This window comes from Deltaproteobacteria bacterium, assembly GCA_016183235.1.
GTDB lineage: Bacteria > UBA10199 > UBA10199 > DSSB01 > JACPFA01 > JACPFA01.
In genome coordinates, this window is sequence record JACPFA010000045.1 from 1 (window position 1) to 21,827 (window position 21,827).

Annotated in this window: 22 protein-coding genes and 1 other RNA gene; 10 read left to right on the forward strand and 13 right to left on the reverse strand. The window is 43.3% G+C overall.

Features of this window, described 5'->3' with window-relative positions:
* The first annotated feature begins 225 nt into the window (after positions 1-225).
* From argH to HYU97_11445, 9 genes are all read left to right on the forward strand, one after another.
* Positions 226-1,605, forward strand: a complete 1,380-nt coding sequence (gene argH, locus HYU97_11405) for an argininosuccinate lyase (GenBank protein MBI2337355.1) — start codon at positions 226-228, stop codon at positions 1,603-1,605.
* 1 nt (position 1,606) lies between these two features.
* Complete coding sequence (lysA, locus tag HYU97_11410; protein ID MBI2337356.1) at positions 1,607-2,875, forward strand: diaminopimelate decarboxylase; 1,269 nt, start codon at positions 1,607-1,609, stop codon at positions 2,873-2,875.
* Between the two features lie 115 nt (positions 2,876-2,990).
* Complete coding sequence (locus tag HYU97_11415) at positions 2,991-3,806, forward strand: diaminopimelate epimerase (protein ID MBI2337357.1); 816 nt, start codon at positions 2,991-2,993, stop codon at positions 3,804-3,806.
* Positions 3,799-4,671, forward strand: a complete 873-nt coding sequence (locus HYU97_11420) for a 4-hydroxy-tetrahydrodipicolinate synthase (protein MBI2337358.1) — start codon at positions 3,799-3,801, stop codon at positions 4,669-4,671. Before HYU97_11415 ends, HYU97_11420 begins: the two co-directional genes overlap by 8 nt.
* A complete protein-coding gene (locus HYU97_11425) occupies positions 4,668-5,192 on the forward strand; it encodes a hypothetical protein (protein MBI2337359.1) in 525 nt (174 codons plus the stop codon). Before HYU97_11420 ends, HYU97_11425 begins: the two co-directional genes overlap by 4 nt.
* A 2-nt stretch (positions 5,193-5,194) precedes the next feature.
* Positions 5,195-5,947, forward strand: a complete 753-nt coding sequence (locus HYU97_11430; GenBank protein ID MBI2337360.1) for a 4-hydroxy-tetrahydrodipicolinate reductase — start codon at positions 5,195-5,197, stop codon at positions 5,945-5,947.
* On the forward strand, positions 5,947-6,507 hold the full coding sequence (gene folK / locus HYU97_11435) for a 2-amino-4-hydroxy-6-hydroxymethyldihydropteridine diphosphokinase (GenBank protein ID MBI2337361.1): 561 nt from the start codon (positions 5,947-5,949) through the stop codon (positions 6,505-6,507). Before HYU97_11430 ends, folK begins: the two co-directional genes overlap by 1 nt.
* Positions 6,508-7,131: 624 nt before the next feature.
* Entirely contained in the window at positions 7,132-7,776 is a 645-nt protein-coding gene (fsa, locus tag HYU97_11440; protein ID MBI2337362.1) for a fructose-6-phosphate aldolase, read from the forward strand.
* Entirely contained in the window at positions 7,773-8,228 is a 456-nt protein-coding gene (locus HYU97_11445; GenBank protein ID MBI2337363.1) for a hypothetical protein, read from the forward strand. The genes fsa and HYU97_11445 overlap by 4 nt, the downstream gene beginning before the upstream one ends.
* A gap of 371 nt (positions 8,229-8,599) precedes the next feature.
* On the opposite strand, the gene HYU97_11450 is transcribed toward HYU97_11445, so the two are convergent.
* The 5 genes from HYU97_11450 to ffs all read right to left on the reverse strand — a co-directional run bounded on the left by HYU97_11450 (position 8,600) and on the right by ffs (position 12,146).
* Positions 8,600-9,184 carry a GTPase domain-containing protein gene (locus tag HYU97_11450; GenBank protein ID MBI2337364.1) on the reverse strand — a complete coding sequence of 195 codons (585 nt, stop codon included), beginning with the start codon at positions 9,182-9,184 and terminating at the stop codon, positions 8,600-8,602.
* 430 nt (positions 9,185-9,614) lie between these two features.
* Entirely contained in the window at positions 9,615-10,214 is a 600-nt protein-coding gene (recR, locus tag HYU97_11455) for a recombination protein RecR (protein ID MBI2337365.1), read from the reverse strand.
* Positions 10,215-10,225: 11 nt separating this feature from the next.
* Positions 10,226-10,534: a YbaB/EbfC family nucleoid-associated protein gene (locus HYU97_11460; protein MBI2337366.1), complete on the reverse strand. Its 309-nt coding sequence runs from the start codon at positions 10,532-10,534 to the stop codon at positions 10,226-10,228.
* Positions 10,531-12,030, reverse strand: a complete 1,500-nt coding sequence (gene dnaX / locus HYU97_11465; protein ID MBI2337367.1) for a DNA polymerase III subunit gamma/tau — start codon at positions 12,028-12,030, stop codon at positions 10,531-10,533. The genes HYU97_11460 and dnaX overlap by 4 nt, the downstream gene beginning before the upstream one ends.
* Positions 12,031-12,047: 17 nt before the next feature.
* Positions 12,048-12,146: signal recognition particle sRNA small type (gene ffs / locus HYU97_11470), an RNA gene on the reverse strand.
* 52 nt (positions 12,147-12,198) lie between these two features.
* Here ffs and HYU97_11475 point away from each other — a divergent pair.
* Positions 12,199-12,864 carry an HAD family hydrolase gene (locus HYU97_11475; protein ID MBI2337368.1) on the forward strand — a complete coding sequence of 222 codons (666 nt, stop codon included), beginning with the start codon at positions 12,199-12,201 and terminating at the stop codon, positions 12,862-12,864.
* Positions 12,865-12,909: 45 nt separating this feature from the next.
* Here the strand turns inward: HYU97_11475 and HYU97_11480 are convergent, their stop codons facing one another.
* From HYU97_11480 to HYU97_11515, 8 genes are all read right to left on the reverse strand, one after another.
* The gene (locus tag HYU97_11480) at positions 12,910-14,085 is read right to left on the reverse strand and encodes a hybrid sensor histidine kinase/response regulator (protein MBI2337369.1); all 1,176 of its coding nucleotides are present in this window, start codon (positions 14,083-14,085) and stop codon (positions 12,910-12,912) included.
* Positions 14,082-15,515 carry a hypothetical protein gene (locus HYU97_11485; GenBank protein ID MBI2337370.1) on the reverse strand — a complete coding sequence of 478 codons (1,434 nt, stop codon included), beginning with the start codon at positions 15,513-15,515 and terminating at the stop codon, positions 14,082-14,084. Before HYU97_11485 ends, HYU97_11480 begins: the two co-directional genes overlap by 4 nt.
* Entirely contained in the window at positions 15,512-15,910 is a 399-nt protein-coding gene (locus tag HYU97_11490; GenBank protein ID MBI2337371.1) for a chemotaxis protein CheW, read from the reverse strand. Before HYU97_11490 ends, HYU97_11485 begins: the two co-directional genes overlap by 4 nt.
* Entirely contained in the window at positions 15,907-16,923 is a 1,017-nt protein-coding gene (cheB, locus tag HYU97_11495; GenBank protein ID MBI2337372.1) for a chemotaxis-specific protein-glutamate methyltransferase CheB, read from the reverse strand. The genes HYU97_11490 and cheB overlap by 4 nt, the downstream gene beginning before the upstream one ends.
* 32 nt (positions 16,924-16,955) lie before the next feature.
* Positions 16,956-19,058 carry a response regulator gene (locus HYU97_11500; GenBank protein ID MBI2337373.1) on the reverse strand — a complete coding sequence of 701 codons (2,103 nt, stop codon included), beginning with the start codon at positions 19,056-19,058 and terminating at the stop codon, positions 16,956-16,958.
* Positions 19,055-20,437 (reverse strand): methyl-accepting chemotaxis protein, encoded by a 1,383-nt coding sequence (locus tag HYU97_11505; GenBank protein ID MBI2337374.1) that lies wholly within the window; start codon positions 20,435-20,437, stop codon positions 19,055-19,057. Before HYU97_11505 ends, HYU97_11500 begins: the two co-directional genes overlap by 4 nt.
* A 30-nt stretch (positions 20,438-20,467) precedes the next feature.
* Positions 20,468-20,959, reverse strand: a complete 492-nt coding sequence (locus tag HYU97_11510) for a purine-binding chemotaxis protein CheW (GenBank protein ID MBI2337375.1) — start codon at positions 20,957-20,959, stop codon at positions 20,468-20,470.
* A 149-nt stretch (positions 20,960-21,108) separates the two neighbouring features.
* Positions 21,109-21,702, reverse strand: a complete 594-nt coding sequence (locus tag HYU97_11515) for a PH domain-containing protein (protein MBI2337376.1) — start codon at positions 21,700-21,702, stop codon at positions 21,109-21,111.
* Positions 21,703-21,827: the final 125 nt, after the last annotated feature.

The window sequence follows — 21,827 nt, forward strand, 5'->3', positions numbered from 1 at the left end:
TTAAATAACGAAGATTGCCACGCTCGCCAACGGGGCTCGCTCGCAATGACATCTTTTTTAAAAATGTTAACTCAATATGAAAACTGCCTACTGACATTTTCACGTAGCAGTTAACTGACATATTGACGGAGCTTGTACAGGCCTATTTTTATGTTTCCTTGACACGCCAAAAGCAATTCAGTTAAGCAAAACTAAAAATTCTGCAATTAATAAGGAAATCCCGCTATGTCGAATCAAAAATTGTGGGGAGGCCGTTTTTCCCAACCTACCTCGAAGGGCATGGATTCTTTTAATGCCTCCGTGAGTTTCGATTACATCCTTTATCCTTATGACATTGAAGGTAGCCTTGCCCACGTCACTATGCTGGCGCAGTGTAAAATCATTAGTGCTCAAGAAAGAGAGCAGATCATCCAAGGGCTTCAACAAATAAAAAAAGAAATCGAAACTGGCAAATTTAAATGGGATGTAGCGGCAGAAGATGTGCACCTTAATATTGAAAAGCGTCTTTTGGAAATTGTAGGGCCGGTAGGGGGAAAGCTGCATACCGCACGTTCTCGCAACGATCAGGTGGCCTTAGATTTAACTCTGTATTGTCGAGATCAAACCAAAAACATAATCGCGGCCTTACTCCATTTACAAAAGATTTTATTTAAAAAGGCCAAAAATTTGCTCGACGTTTTTTTGCCGGGCTACACGCATTTGCAGCGCGCCCAACCCATTTCTTTAAGCCATGTCCTATTAGCTTATTTAGAAATGCTTCGCCGCGATCAACAAAGGCTTGAAGAATATTTAAATCACCTTGACTGTCTACCCCTTGGGGCTGGGGCATTGGCGGGAACAAGCTTTCCGATTGATCGCAATCAAGTGGCCAAACTTTTAAAATTTAGCCGCGTTTCTGACAATAGTATGGACACCGTGAGTAATCGTGATTTTGTGATTGAACTAGCAAGTCATCTCGCGCTGATCATGATGCATTTAAGTCGCCTGTCGGAAGAATGGATTTTATGGGCCTCGCAAGAATTTAATTTTATCCGTTTACCCCAAGAATATTGCACGGGCTCTTCGATGATGCCACAAAAAGTAAACCCCGACGCCTTAGAACTGATCCGAGGAAAAACTGGCCGCGTTTATGGAAGTTTAGTGGCCCTGCTCACTTTAATGAAGGGCACCCCCCTCACCTATAATAAAGATTTTCAAGAAGACAAAGAGCCCCTATTTGATGCGGTTAACACGGGGCTAGCGTGTCTTAAGATTTTAGGTGAAATTGCCGAAAAAGTTGAATTTAATGCAACAATAATGGCTAAGGCCAATCAAGAAGGTTTTGTTTTGGCCACCGAAGTGGCTGACTATTTGGCAAGCCAAGGGGTTCCCTTCCGTGAGGCTCATCATAAAGTAGGAGAGTTAATTCAATATTGCCTAAAAACAAATAAGACCTTCGAAGTTTTATCTTTAAAAGAATTCCAAGCGATTGATCAAAATTTTAACAAAGATATTTTTTCGATTTTAGAAATTGCGAACGCCGTTGATCGAAAAAACTCCTGGGGTGGCACCTCAAGAAATCAAATTAAAAAACAACTCAGTCGCTTGGAAAAGGAATTGGCTTAACATGCACCACTTTGAATACAAAGCAGGTGAGTTTTTTGCCGAAGGTGTTCCATTAAGCAAAATTGCTAACGAAGTTGGCACCCCAACTTATGTTTATTCGTATCGAACCATCGAGAGGCATTACCAAGTTTTTTCAGAGGCCTTTGCAGGGTTAACTCATCAGATCTGTTTTTCGATGAAAAGTAATTCTAACCTCGCTCTCTTGAGAGCCTTTGCCAAGTGGGGGAGTGGAGTTGATATTGTAAGTGGGGGTGAATTATTCCGCGCTTTAAAGGCAGGAGTTGACCCCAAAAAAATCGTATTTTCAGGGGTGGGCAAAACAAGCGCCGAAATGGTTGCAGCCCTAGAGGCTGGCATTTTAATGTTTAACGTCGAATCAGAAGCTGAGCTGCTAGCCCTTGATCAAGTCGCTCAATCTTTAAAAAAGAAAGCCCCGGTTAGTTTACGCATTAACCCCAATGTTGATCCCAAAACTCACCCCTATGTTAGTACGGGTTTAAAGAAGAGCAAGTTTGGCATTCAATTTGACCAAGCCCTCCCAGTTTACAAACATTGTTTATCTTTAAAAGGTATTAAAGTGGTGGGCATTGATTGCCATATCGGTTCCCAACTCACCGAAACCGAACCCTTTGTTGCAGCCTTGCAGCGACTTCTTGATTTGTATCATCAATTAACGAAAATGGGATTTAAAATAAAATACCTTGATCTTGGCGGAGGCTTAGGGATTCGCTACCAAGAAGAAAATCCCCCCCTGCCCCATGAATATGCACGAGCGCTTAAAAAAGAATTACAAGGTCTGCCTGTTACTTTGATTTTTGAACCCGGGCGGGTTTTATTGGGCAACGCCGGGGTTTTACTAACCCAAATGTTATACCAAAAAAATCGCGATGATAAAACTTTTCTCATCGTTGATGCAGCCATGAATGACCTTATTCGCCCAGCTTTTTATAAAAGCTACCATCAAATTCTTCCCTTGCAAGAAAGGGTGCGTCCTGAAATTGTAGCTGACATTGTAGGCCCAATTTGTGAGTCGGGTGATTTTTTGGCCTTAGACCGAAAAACGCCTTCCTACGCACCGGGTGAATATATGGCGATTATGAGCGCAGGGGCTTACGGATTTGTCATGGGAAGTAATTACAACAGCCGCCCCCGGGCCGCAGAAGTTTTAGTGAAAGACGAAAAGTATTTTGTGATTCGTAAACGGGAAACATTGGAGGATTTAGTGCGAGGGGAATCGATCCCTGCGTTTTTAACATCAAGGTTATCGTGAGATTAATGAATGGATGCCGGATCAAAGTCCGGCATGACGGCATGACGGTATTACGTCATCCCGGACCCTGATCCGGGATCCATATACGACAGATCGGAGTTTGTAATTGGCTAAAGTGCATTTTTCTAAATGGCAAGGATGTGGTAACGATGTCATTATTATTAATGGCTTGGGTGAAGAATTGCCCGACGCATCGGCGTTTGCTAAGCAATATTCTGATCGGCGTTTTGGGATTGGCTTTGATCAAATGCTTATTGTTAAACCCTCGGGGTCTGCCGATTTTAAAATGCTCATTATGAATGCCGATGGATCTGAAGTAGAAATGTGTGGCAATGGCATTCGCTGTTTTGCCAAATATCTACATCGTGAAGGGCTAACTTCGAAAAAAAGTTTGGTGATTGAAACATTGGGTGGCGTCATTAAACCTAAAATTGAAGGCGAATTAGTGGTGGTCGACATGGGAGAACCGATCTTAAACCCTCAAGACATTCCGGTAAATTTAGATCAGCGGGCCATTGAGTTGCCCCAAAACTTTGCCGATACCACGTTAAAAATTACTTGCGTGAGCATGGGCAACCCCCACTGCGTCATTTTTTTAGAAGACATCCAAAATTTCCCTGTAACCGTTTTGGGCCCCATCATTGAACACCATCCACTTTTTCCCAAACGCACCAACGTCGAATTTGCTCAGGCCCTAGACCCTCACACCCTCAAAGTAAGGGTGTGGGAACGAGGCACCGGTGAAACTTATGCCTGCGGAACCGGGGCTTGCGCGACTTTGGTGGCCGGTGTATTAACCGGCCATAGTGAACGCGAAGCCACCCTGCAATTAAAGGGTGGTGATTTGAAAATCCAATGGAATGAAACCGACAACCATGTCTATATGACAGGGCCTGCCGTGTTTGTTTATGATGGAGTTCTCGATGTTTAAAGGTTCGGGCACAGCCTTAGTTACCCCTTTTAAAAATGGTAAAGTTGATGAAAAGGCCTTGCGCAGTTTGATCGACTTTCAAATTGAAAATGGAACGGATTTTCTTGTCCCGGTGGGCACCACGGGTGAATCCTCTACCCTTTCTCATGATGAACATATCGAAGTTATTCGCATTACGGTTGAACAGGTCGCAAAAAGAGTCCCGGTATTAGCCGGCGCAGGCAGTAATTCTACCCTTGAGGCCATTCACCTCACAGAAGCAGCCGCAAAATTAGGAGTGCAAGGCACCTTACAAATTTGCCCTTATTATAACAAACCCACGCAGGCTGGAATCATTGCCCATTTTGAAGCTATTACCCAAGCAGTTAACTTGCCGATTATCGTTTATAACATCAAAGGCCGCACGGGCATTAACATTGAACTCCCCACGATTGTTCATTTATCGAAAGTCCCCAATATTGTTGGCATCAAAGAAGCCAACGGCTCTATCGTTGCTGTCTCAGATATTTTAGAAAACTGTAAAAACTTTCTTGTACTCTCCGGTGAAGACAGCATTACTTTCCCCATGCTGGCACTGGGGGCCCATGGCGCTATTTCGGTTACCTCAAATGTTTTACCCAAATTATGCGCCCAAATGTGGGGTGCGGTTTGTCAAAGCAATTTTGAAAAAGCCCGAGAAATTCACTATCAGCTAGCCGCAATGAATCGGATCCTTTTTATTGAAACCAACCCTATCCCGGTTAAAACAGCTTTAAGTCTCATGAAAAAATTGAGCCTAGAATTTCGCTTGCCACTGGTTAATCTACAACCCAATCATTTAGAACAACTCAAAACCGTTTTAAAATCTTATCGTCTCATAACATGAAATTACATATCCTGTTTGTTTTCTGTTTAATCCCCACCTTATGTTGGGCGGAGTTTCAACAAACCTATACCGACGACTTTTATCAATTTCAAATCTCCTTACCCACTTCGGAGTGGAGTTTTGTGGACATTGCCAATCCGAATGATGTTAAAAATTTGGTAAAAGTAAAAATGACTTTTGCGCATGCGGTTGATCAATTTGTCCCCAATATCACTTTGAGCCTTTACCAAACCAAACCCGAAACCAAACTTGATTTAAAGCAGGCCTTGCAAGAAACCCTGCAAGCCTACCCTGCCCAGTTAAAACTGTTGCAGAAAAAAAAGCTTGCGCTTCATCAACTCCAAGGATTTGATGTGATGTTATGGGACGAAGAAACTCATTTAAAGTTTCGGCAATGTTTTGTGTTGGCTCAAAAAAGAATTTTTATTTTAACCTACACGGCAAGGCTTTGGAGTTTTGAGCGTTATCAAAAAGACTTTGAAAAAGTGCTGCATTCTTTTAAGATCTTAGAAAGGATTTAGGCATGTTGAAAATTATTATCCAAGGTATTCAAGGGCGCATGGGGCAAGCTATAGCCACTTGTTTAGCAGGCGACAACCAATTACAACTTGTGGCCGGGGTTGAAAAACAAGCGGCTAGCCCTAATATTGTCAATGATCTTAAAACAGTGATCGAAAAAGCCGATGTAATCATCGATTTTTCTAGCCCCGCGGCCACTCTGACAGCCGCTCGCCTAGCGGCCCAACATCAAAAACCCATGGTCATTGGCACCACGGGGTTTTCAAAATCAGAAATTGCTAAACTTCATCAAACATTAGCAGGAATTCCTGTGGTTCTTTCGCCTAATATGAGCATGGGTGTTAATGTACTTTTCAAACTGGTTGAACTTGCAAGCCACGCCTTAAAGGAAAACTTTGACATTGAAATTGTAGAAGCCCATCACCGTTTAAAAAAAGATGCCCCCAGCGGCACGGCCCTACAATTGGCCGAAGTGATCGCTCAGCAATTGGGCAAACCCCTGGAACAAATCGCTACCTATGCCCGCCATGGCATCATCGGCGAGCGCACACCTGGCACCCTAGGGATTCAATCGTTACGCGGTGGTGACATTGTAGGAACCCACACGGTTCTTTATGCAGGCACCGGCGAAGCCCTCGAGCTTACCCATCGTGCCACCCATCGCCACACCTTTGCTCAAGGCGCCCTAGTGGCCGCAAAATGGGTGGTTAAACAAAAACCTGGTATTTATAACATGCAAGATGTGTTGGGAATCTGATGCAACACATCGCTTTCTTGAGTATTGGCAGTAATTTGGGTGATCGCAGCAAAAATCTCTTAGCAGCTATGGACCTCATTGAAAAGAATGAGCAGATTCATATTCAAGCCATTTCTAATTTTTATGAAACCGAACCCCTAACCCTTAAAGCCAAAACTCAAAGTTGGTATGTTAATGCTTGTTTAAAAATTAAAACTTCGCTTAGCCCGATTCAATTATTGAGATTTCTACAGTCGGTTGAATTTGCCTTGGGGAGAATTCGCTCCGAAAAATGGGAACCTCGCCTGATTGATTTAGACATCCTTTTTTTTGATGACCTCATCATTAAAAGTAATGACCTCACCCTCCCCCACCCCGAATTAACCAAAAGAAGATTTGTTTTAGAACCCCTCTGTGACATCGCCGCCGACTGGATTCACCCGATTAAAGGTTTAACTATACAAAGTTTAGCTAAATCTTTAAAAGATCACAAAAAAGTGGTGCCGCTTTATCGCTTACAAATCAGCCGGCACAATCATGCCTTGAAAAAAATCAGCCCAAAAAGAAAGCCTTTGAAATAGGCGCATCTTTTAACTAAAGATAGTTTATCATGGCGCGATACCTTCTCTTGTTTGCCCTATTTTATTTTGTTTACCGAGTATTCTTGCGGCCCATTGTAAAAAAAATTCTTCAACCCCTGAAAGGGCCCAGGGCACCCAGCAAGCCAAGCCATCCGGGCCATATTGAAAGCATGCAAAAATGCCCCACCTGCCAAACCTATAACCCCATTTCGAGCGCGATTTTTTTTAAAGGAAACTACTTTTGCAACGAGCAATGCCGAAATAACTTTACAAGTAGTAATAATTAATGATTATCAGGGAGAGGTAAAAAGTCTTTCCGAGGGAGGGAGAGGTCAATTGAGAGCCTTTTAGCGCAAGAGGTCAGCTCCTTCGCAGAGCCTCAGGACAGGCTCCGGAGTGCCTCTGTCATTGCGAGGAGTCCGCGACGAAGCAATCCCCTCGGTTTAACCGGTGAGATTGCTTCGCCCGCTGGGCTCGCAATGACAGAGGCCCTCATAGGCTGACCGGGCGCGGGCTCTCAATTGACCTCTCCCTCCCTCGAAAAGACGTGACTCGATTTGCAGATGAAATGGAAGATTCCTCGCCCTGCTGAGTTCGGAATGACATTTATTTGGATGACATGAGATGAAAATTTTTATCGATAGTGCTGACATTGCAGAAATTCAAGAAGCCGCGGCTATGGGCGTGCTCGATGGAGTCACCACCAACCCCACTTTAGTCGCCAAGACCGGTCGAAAATATCTCACCGTGTTAGAAGATATTGCCAAAATCGTTGATGGCCCGATTAGCGCCGAAACGGTCAGCCTTGATTGCAAAGGCATGATGGAAGAAGCTAAAGTCTTTGCAAAAATTCATCCTAACATCACGATTAAAATTGCGATGGGCACTGAGGGCCTTAAGGCCGTGAAGCTTTGTGCAGAACAAGGGGTTAAAACCAATGTCACTTTGGTCTTTAGCGCCAGCCAAGCCCTGTTAGTGGCCAAAGCGGGGGCCACCTTTGTTAGCCCTTTTGTCGGCAGGCTCGATGACATTTCAGAAGATGGGATGAAACTTATTGCCGACCTCAAAACCATTTATCAAAATTATCATTTCAAAACAGAAATTTTAGTAGCCTCGGTGCGACACCCCATTCATTTTGTGCAAGCAGCCTTGCTGGGTGCCGATGTAGCCACCTTGCCGCTCGCGGTGATTCGCCAACTCACCAAACATCCTTTAACCGATATTGGCATTCAACGTTTTTTAGAAGATCATAAAAGGATCCCAAAATGAGCTTACAAACTCCCCCACCCTCCGTGACTCCTCCTAAACGAGGCGGCGGTTGTTTAAAAGGTTGTGGTTGTTTGCTCGTAATTTTTTTGATGCTCGGAGTGGGGAGTGTTGGGGCTTTATACTATTTTGGGGATCGATTGCTTTCCCCGCAGAGTATTAATCGAGTCGTTGATTATGTTTATCTTGATTATTTTAGGCCCGAATTAGAAAAAAATTTGGCCCAAACTTCGCCCGATCAACAAAAAGCCATCTTAAGCAAGGTCGATCGAGCAGTCTTAGACTTCAAACGAATCCAACCCGAAACTCAAGTTACTATTCTTAAAGAAGCCATCGTTTTCTTTTCTTATCAATCAAGAAATAAAATCACTCCCCCCAGCGAAATCCCCAATTTAACCAAATTCCTCCAACAAGAAAATCTTTTGCCCAGCCAATCTGAAATATTGAGTAATTAGTTTTTATTTATGTAGAAGTCTTTTCGAGAGAGGGAGAGGTCAGGGGAGAGCCTTTTACCAGAAGAGCGGCTCCAACGCATGCGCCTCAGGACAGGCTCCGAAGGGCATCTGTCATTGCGAGCCCAACGGGCGTGGCAATCTCACCGGTTAAACCGAGGAGATTGCGGAGCCTGCCCTGAAGCTTAGTGAAGGGTCTCCTCGCAATGACAGATGCCCTCATAGGCCGACCGGGCGCGGGCTCTCCATTGGCCTCTCCCTACCTTGAAAAGACGTGACTCTAATTGAAGAATAAAATGGAAGATTGCCACGCTCGCCAACGGGGCTCGCTCGCAATGACAGGGAGCCCTACTGGGCTCTGAATGACATTAATTTTAATGGTGTTCGGAGTAATCGCGCAATACCGCTTTGGCAAGGCATTTGAAGGCATCAAATATGCCTTCGTCTTTCACCGCCACGGTCTGAAATTCTGGAAACTGGCTAGGATTAACGATTTTCTTCAAGGCATCTAAATCGACCGCCTTTTTAGAATCACGTTTGTTATATTGCACAACAATGGGAATAGATTCTAAACCATAACCTTCTTCTTTAAGATTATTTTTTAAACTCTCTAAAGCTTGAAGGTTTGATTCCATCTTATCGATTTCACTATCCGCTACGAACATAATGCCATCTACCCCCTTCAAAATTAATCGACGACTGTCTTCATATAAAGGCTGGCCAGGCACCGTATAAAGATGAAAGCGTGTTTTATAGCCACTCACCCCCTCAATGGTAAGAGGAATAAAATCAAAAAATAAGGTGCGCTCGTTATTTTCCTGTCGCATCATTTTACTTTTATTTTTCCCTTTGGTGCGGTCGTAAATCCTTTCAATAGAAGTCGTTTTACCCGACAACCCAGGCCCATAATAGACGATCTTAAAATTAATTTCTTTATCGCGATAATTAACAAATGACATAGATGTGATACCTTATTTTGATAATTTTCAGGAATCTTTGAAAAACGTAGTGAGCGATTCAAGAGCAAGGCGCCAGGCCCCAAAAAAACCGGAATGTATATGCAAATACATGAGGATTTTTTTGGGTGGCAACGCAGCTATTGAACCGCGTAATAGTTTTTCAAAGATTCCTGGTGAATTGTAGGAAGCACATCCTACCTTGTCAAACCCTTTTTATACAAATAAAAATATTTACTAGAAGTCTTTGCGAGGTAGGGAGAGTTCAATTGAGAGCCTTTTACCAGGAGGTCGGCCTATGATAGTTTCTGTCATTGCGAACCCCTTTGGGGGTGAAGCAATCTTCAGTTTTAAAATGTTGGAGATTGCCACGCTCGCAAACGGTGCTCGCTCGCAATGACAGAGAGCCCTGCTGGGCTCTGAATGACATCCATTAAAATGGATGCCTTGTTTGTAAAGCTCGCTGCAGTGTGAGTGGATCGAGGTATTCAATCCCCGCCCCCACGGGCACACCCGAAGGCAACCGCGTAATGCGCAAATCAAAGGGTTTCAAAATCTTGTATAAGTAAAGCCCCGTTGCCTCCCCCTCCACATTGGCATTGGTCGCTAAAATAACTTCTTCTAGGGCTTGCTGTTGCACTCGAAACAACAATTCTTTAATTTTTAAATCTTCGGGAGTTACACCATCAATGGGCGATAGCGCCCCGTGCAACACATGATAGAGCCCTTTAAATTCGTGGAGCCGTTCAATGGCCAAAAGATCTTGCGGGGTCTCAATGACTAACACCATTTTAGAATCACGTTTAGGATCCTGGCATAAGGGGCAAGGATCTATTTCGGTCATGTTTTGACAAACCGAACAAAAACGCATTTTGGCATGAAGCTCTTGCAGGGCCCTCGCAAAGTCAGCCGCAAACTCGGGTTTGTTTTTTAATATAAAAAAGGCAAGCCGTAAGGCCGATCTTTCACCAATGCCGGGCAGGCGACCCAAAGCATGGACTAAGCGTTCAAAGGGGTTGGCTTTCGACTCCATCCTGCAAATCCTTAAAACAAACCTGGGATTTTAAGCCCACCCATCATTGAAGACAAATTGCTTTGCAACGCTTCTTGCGCCCGCCGATTGGCTTCATTAACCGCCGCTACAATTAAATCTTGCAACATAGGAATATCATCGCGATTGACAACATCAGGTTCAATTTGCAACGCCATGAGTTCATTGCGCCCATTGACTTTGGCTGTTACCATCCCACCCCCGCTAGACGCCTCAAAGGTTTGTTTAGCAGCGTCTTCTTGTTGTTTGGCCAATTCTTGTTGCAGTTTTTGCGCCTGTTTCATCATTTTATTGAAATTCATAAATTGTTGATCCTTTCTACTTTGGCGTTAAATATATGAAGGGCTTCTTGAATGACAGCATCGTCTTTTACCAATTCGCGATTAACTTCTTCGGCCGATTTGGCAATCCCCTGCTCTTGGCCTACTTCTTTCTCTTCAACAATAACTTTGAAAACCCCACCTAAATTTTTACCTAAGATATTTTTTATTTCTTCGGTTCGATCTTTAAATTGTTCATACCAAAAACTTCCCTTGGGGAAAACTGCTTTAAAGTTGGAATGATTTAACTCCACCGAATGGGCATGTTCTAGCATGGCTAAGAGTTGCGGCTTTTTTTGGAAAACACCTTGCCAATCTTGAGCAGATTCAGGAGCCGTTTTTGGCGATAACCGTTGTGGGGCTTTTTCCAATTCGGCCAGAGCCGTAAATGGAACCCCGTGGCATAATTTAACCAATAAAATATCAAAAAGAATTTTGGGAACCTCGCTGCGATTCACGTCTTCAACCGAACGTTGGGTAATTTGGAAAGCGATTTGTAATTCTGATAATTGAATGGCCGTAATGATTTTTTGAGCACGTTCGATTTCTTCTTGGGTTCGCTCGGATTGCAAAACTTCTGCCCCTACCGATTTTAGTAAAACTAAATCATGCAGCCATTCTAACAAATTCATACTTAAATTTTTTAAATCATAGCCTTTGTTATAAACCCCTTGCACAATTTCCAAAGCTGCCTTCAGATTTTTTTGAAAAACTTTTTCTAACAAAGTTAGGGTTAACTCATTGTCAATAAACCCAAGCATATCAAAAATAAGCCCCGCGCTAAGGGCACCGCTTCCCAAATTAATTGCCATATCGAGCAGGCTTTGGGCGTCACGCATAGAACCATCGGCAGCTCGAGAAAGAATTTGTAAAACTGCAGGATCGGTTTTGATATTTTCTGCCTCGCAAATCTGCTTTAATCGTTTTTCAATTTCACCGCGGGCAATGCGGCGCAAATCAAAACGTTGGCAACGGGATAAAATGGTAATGGGTATTTTAAGTACTTCAGTGGTCGCAAAGAAAAATATCACATGGCTGGGGGGTTCTTCTAAGGTTTTAAGCAAGGCATTAAAGGCTGAGGTCGAAAGCATGTGTACTTCGTCAATGATATAAATCTTGTAACGAGCCCCGGCTGGCAAATATTTTACCTGCTCTCTCAACTCACGAATATTGTCGACACTTGTATTAGAGGCCCCATCAATTTCCATCACGTTAAGATTTCTACCCGCCGCAATCTCTAAACAGGGAGTGCATTTTTCGCAAGGTGCAGGAGTTGGCCCTTTTTCACAATTGAGGGCCTTGGCAAAAATTCTGGCGAGCGAAGTTTTGCCCACCCCTCGCACTCCACAAAAAAGATAGGCATGGTGGATACGATCTTGCTCAATCGCATGGATGAGGGTTTGGGTTACATGCTCTTGCCCCACCACTTCGCTAAAATTTTTAGGCCGATATTTGCGGGCCAGTACTTGATATGACATATAAATTACACTATGAGAGTAACCAGGTTACTCCCGCGGCACAGGCTACTCTACTACCGTTGCTTCCTTCCGGACCTGGCGGGGTTCATAGCATCACCTTGCGCGGGGACCTGGTGTAAGTTATGGCTAACTTAGGGTGCTTAACAAATTCAAGTTCAAAGATTTTTTATGAAACCAGCGGCTTTTTTTGATTTAGATGATACCATCCTGGTTGGGACCAATTCGCTGCTCCTTTATGTAAGGTACCTCATGCGCCAAGGCATGATGACCCGTTGGGATGTGGGGCGTGGCATTTTTTACAGCCTGCTGCACAAAATTAATATCATCAATATCGAAAAATTGTTGGATAGTTTTGTAACGATTTATCGAGGGTGGGACGAACAAAGACTCTTAAACCTAACTCAAGATTGGTTTGAAAAAGATGTCAAATATCTGTTAGCTGCTCAGGCCTTTGAAAAAATCGTTTGGCATAAAGCGCAAGGCCATCCCACGATTTTATTATCTAATTCTTCCCAATATGTTTGCCAACCGGTGGCTGAGTATTTAAAAATGGATCAAGTTCTTTGTAGCAAGGTAGAAGTAAAAGCAGGCCGCGTCACTGGCTACCTCAAGAAGCCCCTATGTTATAAAGAAGGTAAGGTCCTCTATGCTCAACAATTGGCCGAACAACTGCATTTCAATTTAAAAGAAAGTTATTTTTACACAGATTCGATTTCGGATTTGCCCATGCTAGAAGCGGTCAAAAACCCCATCGCGGTTAATCCCGACCCCTTGTTAAAAAGACTCGCCAAGAAAAAAAAATGGCCCATTCTCTATTGGGATAAAACATTATAAGTATTTAAAATTATTAAGTTATTTTTGATTTACTAACTCAGTTGATCAAGACTGGCAAGGCAGTTCAACAATAAAATTAGAACCCTTGCCCTCTTGCGATTCGACCCAGATTTTTCCTTCGTGAAGTTTGATAATATCGGCAGCGATGGGCAAACCCAATCCTGTTCCTTCTTTGCGCTCAGCGGTTAATCGCTCAAACTTGTTAAAAATCTTGTGCAAGTGGTCTTGATTCATCCCTGGCCCATTATCTTCGATTTCTAATCGCAGCCAATGGTCGCGCTGACTCAAGCGTAAGGTGACCTTGCCTCCTTCTTGCGTGTATTTGATGGAGTTACTCAAAATATTGATCACCACCTGAGTGAGCCGATCCCTATCGCCGATGATTTTGCCTAAATGGGGCGCGATTTCTTGACGCACCACCATGGCCTTTTCCATAATGACCACGGAATAGGCTTCGATCACTTCGGCTAAGACTTGTTGAAAATCAATCTCTTCTTTTTTCAAGGCCATTTTTCCGGCTTCAATTTGTGCAAGGTCTAACATGTCAGACACCAATCGCGCCAAACGCTTTACCGTTTGCAAGGCTATATTGCAGGCCCGTTCTTGTTTTTCATTCATGTCACCCAAGATGTGATCTTTCAGATTATCGAGATTGCCCCCAATCACTGCCAAAGGAGAGCGAAACTCGTGGGCCACATTGGCCACAAAGACACTTTTGCGTTCATCGAGTTCTTTAAGACGCGTTACATCTTTATAAAGCTGCTTATCGAGCAATTGGGACAAGGCGATTAAAATCTCCACCTCGGAAAGGGCCTTGGCTTGATGTTTGGGAGGAGGAATAGATTTTTCTTGGGTTAAGAAAGGTTTCAAAGACCCTGCCAAAGATTCTCCTGAATCTTTATCATAAAAAGCATTAGCACCTGTTTCAAAACTCCAGGTCTTAGGATCAGCCACCATCGAACTCCCCCGCCCGGTCATAATGATAATGGGGATATCACGCGTTGTCGGATGATCTTTTAATAAGCGACACACCTGATAGCCATTGATCTTGGGCATATGAATATCGAGCAGCACCAAATCAGGCCTTTCTAAAAAGACCTTATTAATGGCCGACATGCCATCATCAACATGCAGCACTTCAAAACCTGCATCGGCTAACACCGCGCCATACATTTGGTGAACTAAGGGGCTATCATCGACTAATAAAATTCGTTTTTTCATATCGACATCATTTCTAAAGCCCGTTGCGTGGCTTGATATAATACGCTAGCGGTAAGTTCTTCGGAAAAAGGCAACAGGGCCTTTTGATCCTCCATATTTTGCAAAATCTTTAAACAATTTAAAAAAGCCTTTTTCGCCTGCTGATCTTGATTTAAAAAACGATGTAAATGCCCCATCTGAAAATAGGCAAGCGGGGTGTTGGGGTCGATATAAAGTAAGCGGCGAAATTCTTGAATGGCGAGGTCAAACTTTTGCATTTTACTTAAGATAATCCCTTTGAGAAAATAGGCATCTTGATAAAGATTATCGACCTGCAAAATCTTCTCGATCGATTCCATGGCCTGTTCATAATTGCCCACATCGGCCAAGGCCGTACTATAAACCATCCTAACCTTGAGATCACGCGGATGACTTAGTAAATAATTTTTTAAATTCGCCAAGGCCGGTTGATAATCTTTTTTTGCCATCGCTTTGAGCCCTTCTCTTAACGTGTCGGCTGAATCAAGCGACACCAGGGGTTGAGGAATGGCTGGCCAATAATCATGGGTTAAGGTTTGCATGGGATGGAGGTGTAAATTTGTTTTGGTCTTGATCTTTTGATAAAAAAAGGTGTGGGGATATTCGATGGGTTGAAAGGCATCTGAAATATTCCAAAGCGATTCTGCATGCCCAATCACTAAATAACCACCATCGGTTAAACTTTCATAAAACTTTGCGATCACCTGACGCGTGGTAGGCAAATCAAAATAAATCGTCACGTTACGACATAAGATCAAATCAACTTGTCTTTGTTCAGGCCAATGATAGCTGTCTTTGGCTAAATTATGATAACGAAACTGCACCCTATTTTTAATGGAATCTACTAAAGCAAATTTCCCACCTTTTTTCTCAAAAAAGGTTTGCAAATCTTCACGTGGCACATGAGCCACTGAACGCGGAGAATAAATGGCGGCTTTGGCTTTAGCCAACATTTCTTCATTGAGATCGGTGGCCAGTAAACTCACGTTCCATTTTTCTAAAGCGGGCAAAAGTTTTTTGAGTTGAATGGCTAAACTATAGGCTTCTTCCCCACTTGAACACCCCGCACTCCAAATCTTAATATTAAAATCAGAGCATTCCATTTTTTGTTGAATGAGTTGAGGTAAAACCGCTTCGCCCAACACTGCAAATTGAGGTTCGTTGCGAAAAAAATAAGTTTCGCCAATGGTAAGGAGTTTAAAAAGTGCCTTAAATTCTGTTTCTTGATGGGGGCCTTGGTTAAGCAAATTAAAATAATCCGCATAGCTCGCTAGCTTCAAGGCCTGCACGCGTGCCCATAAAATTTCGCTTAAATGTTTTAGATGATCCTGATGAATCCACAAACCACATTGATCCTTAATCAAGGTTTGAAATTGGCTAAACTCTTTTAAGTTTAGGATTTTCGTATTCATGAAGCTACTTTCTCACCTAATAAGCTTGCCAAATTGAGCAAAAACAAAGTTTTGCCTTCCATGCGTGCGACCCCAGATATACCCAACATTTTTTCAGTAAGATCCACTTGATGGTCATTAATTTCTAAAACTCCCAAAATCCCATCGATGGGCAAACCTAAGAGTTGGGGTTTCAAAGTAACCACCATGATGTAAGGAGATATTTTAGGCGCAAAGCCCAGGATCTTATGTAAATTAAACACCGCCAAACTATGTTGATGTAAGGTGATAACTCCCAACCATTCCTTTTCTACGCCGGGCATTTCTTGCATGAAATGGGCAGGCACCACTTCTTTGACCTGATCCACAGGAATTCCAAAATCATCTTTTCCAACTTTAAAGGTTACGTACTTCATGAGGATTGAACCCAATTCTTTATTTTTTCAGGTATCAACAACAAGGGAACAATTTCGTCTACCCCACCTAATTCGAGAGCCACTTTTGGCATTCCATAAACAATCGAGGTGGCTTCATCTTGAGCTAAGGTGAACCCTTTACTATCGTGAATTTTTTTAAGCCCTTGCGCACCATCGCTGCCCATACCGGTCAGCACAATACCCATGGCATTCGCGCCGTAAACTTCGGCGATGGATTGTAAGAGCAAATCCCCCGATGGACGTTGAAAACCAACCGGCGCCTCATGACTCAAAAGCAAAATACCGCCCGCGCCCACTTTGAGATGTTTATCATTAGGGGCTAAATAAATAATTCCGGCTTGGGCTTTTTCACCGGCCTCGGCAACTTTAACTTGGAGGGGCACTTCTTGCTTAAGCCAATCCGCAAACCCCTGCACAAAACCATTGGGCAAATGTTGAACTAAAAAAACCGGGGCTGAAAATTTTTCGGGTAAGGCTTTGAGCATTTTACTTAAGGCCTGCGGGCCACCTGTCGAAGCCACGATGCCAACAGCTTTGCCAGAATTGCTTGTCACGGGGGTTTTATTTTTAGCCATTGGCCCTAGCTGGCCTTTTTCAATTTTAGCTAAGGGGTGGCTAATCACTCGAATTCGAGCAAGTAATTTTATTTTCTCTAAAAGTTCAATTTTAGCTTGTTCATCAATCTCATCTCCCATGAACGCCTTTTTTTCCATCACATCGAGGGCACCATAAGAAAGGGCAGTAAAAACTTTGTCTACCCCATGTTCAACTCGATGCACCGAAGCACTTAAAATAAGAATGGGGGTGGGGAAATAGGCCATGATTTGCTTCGTAGCCTCCAGCCCATCCATTCGCGGCATATGAATATCCATAGTAATCAGGTTGGGTTTTAATTTTTCAGCCAAACCCACCGCCTCGACCCCATCTTTGGCAGTACCCACCACCATGATCTGAGGATCGGTATTAAGAATGGCCGCCAAAATTTTGGCCATGAGCGATGAATCTTCGACGATGAGTACGCGAATCAAGTTAACCTCGATAGGGTTTCTAATAAATGGTTTTGATCAAACTCGCCTTTGGTTAAATAGGCATCAGCCCCCACTTCAATGCCCCTTCGCCTTTCTTCTTCTTTGGCTAACGAAGTTACAAAAATAAGGGGAATCTCCCGCCAGCGTTCGGTGGTTCGAACATTCCGGCAGAATTCAATACCATCCATGCGCGGCATTTGAATATCCGAAACAATCGCATCAAAGGTGCCTCTACTTAATTTGTCTAAAGCTTCTAAACCATCCATAGCAGTTTCGATTTCATAACCATGATTTTCTAAAATGGTTTTTTCTAATTCACGCGTGGCCAAAGAATCTTCTACCAACAAAATTTTCTTTCTTTTTTGTTCAACCTTGTTGACGGGTTGTAAAGTTGGCCCTTTCGTTTGAACTTGAGCCAGCTGTTGGCAGATCCCAAAGACATCTAAGATAATCACCACTTCGCCATTGGCTAAAATGGCAGCACCTCCCAAACTTGGGATTTTTCCTAAATAACTCCCCAAATTCTTGATAAACACTTCTTGTTCACCCACAATCGATTCTACCAACAAGGCAACTTGTTTGTTTTGCATTTGCACAATGATTGCTGCCTTTTCAAACTCGGGATGATCTTGATTCAAACCCATGAGGGTGGCTAATGAAAAGGCCGCTAAAGACTTCCCCTTAGCTCGAATAATTTTACGATTGTGGAGCGTAGAAACTTCTTCGGCGTTTAAATGAAGACTGGATTCGAGTTGATCGATAGGAATCGCAAAATGTTTGCCACAGGTTTCTACCAATAGAGCTTGAGCAACCGCAATAGTTAAAGGCAATTCTAATCTAACGGTGGTACCAACTCCCGGTTTTGAGACAATATGCACTTCGCCTTTGAGCTGCAACAATTCCTTTTTAACAACATCCAGGCCAATCCCTCGACCCGATACATCGGTAATAATCGGTGCGGTAGAAAACCCTTCTTGAAAAATCAGCTCGAAAATTTCGTCATCGGTCATGAGGTTGATCTGCCCGATGGTAAAAAGCTGCCGGTCTAAGGCACATTCTTTAAGATAAGCAATATTAATGCCTCGCCCATCGTCTTGAATTTCAATAATCACCTTTCCCCCTTGATGAAAGGCATTTAAATGTAAAATCCCCCCACGAGGTTTGCCGAATTTTTCGCGTTCTTCAGGCAATTCGATCCCATGATCGACTGCATTTTTTAAAATATGGATCAGTGGCCCTTTGATGGCTTCGAGTACTTTTTTGTCGATCTCGGTTTCCATACCTTTGATGATGAGCTGCACTTCTTTCTTTTGTTCGCGAGCCAGGTCGCGAACCAAGCGCGGGAAACCTTCAAAAATAGCGGCGCAGGGCAGCATGCGGATTTCTTTCATGCGTTGTTGTAATTCTTCAATAACCGGGCTTAAATAAAAGATCTCTTCTTGCAATTCATCAAAGAGACGAGACAACCCTGCTTTGAGTTCTCGAGAATAGGCCCTACCCTCTTGAAACTTTGCCAAAATGGGTTCGAGGGGCGCACCTGTTTTAACGGCATTTTCCAACTCCACCAAGGATTGGTCGAGGTGTCTGGCTTCATGGGTGAGTTTTTTGAAGGAGTGAATACGATAAGAAGTGCGAACCTTGTTGATAATAATTTCACCAATGAGATTCAAAAATCGATTGATCTTGCTTAAGGGCACGCGAATCGTTTCATCACCATCGGACACTTGGGGTTGAACCGCGGAGCCTGCTGCAGCAGGCTCGGCAGCCTCCGATGATTCAGCCCGAATCTTTTGCATGTGTTGAGTGATTTCATCTAAAAGATGAAAAACCGAATCGGCACTTGATGCGTTAAAATCAGTCTTGCCCGTCTTTAGGTGACTCAAAACATCTTCAATGGAATGAGCCAATTGTTGAACATCATTAAACCCCATCATGCGCGCTGCACCCTTTAAAGTATGAGCGGCCCGAAAAAGTTCGCCTAACAAGGTTTGATTAAGCGGCTCTTGCTCTAATTGCACCAAGCCTTGGTTAAGGGTATTAAGATACCCTTCGGCTTCGTTCATAAACGTGTCTAAAAATTTCGATTTGTCAATTTTCAAACTAAAGCCTCTCCTATGGTCTTTTTCAAAATCGCTGCTTGTTTGCCTAATTCGGCTGAAGTTGAAGACAACTGTTGAGTTGAAGCAACAAACTGTTTACTAACGGCGTCGATATTTTTAATGGCCAGCACTACCTGCTCAGCCGCGCTCTGCTGTTGACTGGTGGCCATGGTAATTTCTTTGGCTCGTTGCACCGATTCGTAAACTAGGGTTAACCCTTTAACGACCTCTTTGCTGGATTCTTCTACTCCCATCACCGCGGCATTGGTTTCGGTTTGAATTTCATTAATCAGGCTACGAATTTCATCGGTGGATTCACCCGAACGCTCTGAGAGTTTTCGCACTTCACTAGCCACCACCGCAAAACCTTTACCGGCTTCGCCCGCATGAGCGGCTTCAATGGCCGCATTCAAAGCCAGTAGATTGGTTTGTTCAGCTAAATCTTCGATGATCTTAATGACATTCCCAATCGATTGATTTTTTTCACCCAAGGACAAAATACGTTGGGTGGTATGAGTAACTTTGTTTTGAATCTCTTGCATACCCCTCACCACCTGTTCGGTCGCCCCACTGACCGCTTGAGCATGTTCGGCAATCCGTTGGGCCGCATGAGCTAGCTCTTGAATGGTTGCTGCAACCTCCGCCACCGAAGAAGATTGAACCTGTGCCCCACCGGCCTGTTCTTCAGCAGAAACATGCAGCTGTTGTACCACAGTACTTAATCGTGCCCCTACGTTGCGCAAGGTCGGAACGGTCACCCGATATAAAACCAACATGATAATAATGGTCACCAAGATGGCCTCGGCCAAAAACACCCCGGTGATTTTTCTTACTTTTTCTCGAAAGACCCCGCTTTCTTTAATCGCAAAATTAAGGGAAGCTCGTTCAATATCCACAATAGTTTTTAAATAAACTCCCGCTTCTTCATCTAAACGTTGTCGTGTGGTGACAGTTTGGTTTAATAATTCTTTTGAACTTTCTGATCTTGCTGTTTGAATAATTTTTTGCATCAGCTCGTTGCGTTGGGGCAACAACGATTGAAAAGAATTGAGGGCCTGAATCACTTGTGGGGCTTTAACCAAACCTTTTAATTGGTCGGTGAGGTATCGTGCCTGTTCACGATGATAGGTTAACTCCTCTAACCACTTTGGGTTGTTGTCTTGCAGATAGCGTTGCAAACTAACGACACCGCCTTGCACCTCTAACTGCAAAGCCAAGGATTTATCAGTAGCTAACGTTAAACGTTCTTGATCTTCTGCCATGGTCTCGAGGCGAGCAATCGAGTTGTAAGTGTAATAAGCCGCAATTCCCAGTAGAAAAACAATAACGACACATCCCAGGATAAATTTTTTACCCAAGGTTAAACCATTGACTTTCATGATCAGTCCCCTTTTCTTAAAATTATTTTTTTAAAGTCTTGTTCGTTCAATCAACTTCCCCACGTCCAAGAGCCCAATGAGTTTCTCTTCCCAGCAAACTTGTCCTTTGAGTCCATCCCCCCATTCGCTTTTTAAGCCAAAAATAGGTTCTTCGATTTTTGATAAAGGCAGGTTAAGCGTCGTAGCGGCTTCGTCGACTAAAATCCCCACGGCAACACCTTTGGCCTCTAAAAGAATGATCCTATTCCCCTCTGGATTAACTGTGGCGGGCAATCCCAAGACTCGCTTAATATCGATGAGTGGATAAATCTCACCTCGCACATTAATAATTCCCAAAACATGCTCAGGAACTTTAGGTAAAAAAGTGATGGGCAAAACGGTGATCACTTCAAGCACATGGTGAACATCAACCCCGTACCATTCTTGATTCAATCGAAACAAGGCAAGCGACACCGTTGTTTCAATTTCTTGGTGAACCCCATAAATTTCGTCTTCGTAACAAATGGCTGGCGGTAACCCCATAAAAACCCCGTAACATCTTGAGTACTAATACTATTTTAAAGAGTTTTAGGGGTGAATCTCAACTTAATTCGGCAAGGATGCGTTGAAAAACTCAAGGACGAACCCAGAATTAAAAACTGGCCTGTAACCCATTGTATTTATTGATTTAATTATGATTTGTATTCGGTCTTATAACCCGGGTTTTCAGCCGGGCGATATTCATTAGGGAACTCAATATCGGTTTTGACATCGTAAGAAACCTTTTTGAAAAATTTAAACACTTCATAGGGGTTAACAATATTACAAAGCCGGTAAGGGGCGGCTCGCTGTCCACTGTTCGAGGTGACAAAAGAGGTAGGGGTAGAAATGAGAACCGTCCCGGTGTTTTTCCCAAAAAATTGGTCAAAAATCCCAACATTGACCTCGGCATTGGTAATTTGATCAAAATCGATGATTTGAAAATCCCGGCCAATAACCCCCTTTTGAATAAGCACCCGGCGACTAGTTAAGGCATAATAAGTATGTTTATAAACCAAGAAATGATAAAGCCCAGGGCCAATCAACAATAAAATACCCACCCAAAAGTGGGGAAATAATAAAACAATCGGGCCCATGCTAACGATAAAGACCAAAATAAACATCATCCAAAAAAAGCCAAAAACCGTTAGCAAAATCGAATTGCCCACAAAAAACGGCCAAAAAACAGGGGTGCCTTCCCATAAGACCCTTTCATTTTGATCTAAAATTTTATCGATTTCACGCATGTTACGGTATTTTAACTTTTTGATAGTATGTTTTCTGTCATCCTCGCGAAGGCGGGGATCCAGTGTTTAACCCTACTTAACAGAACTGGATCCCCGCCTTCGCGGGGATGACAGCCTATTTAAAA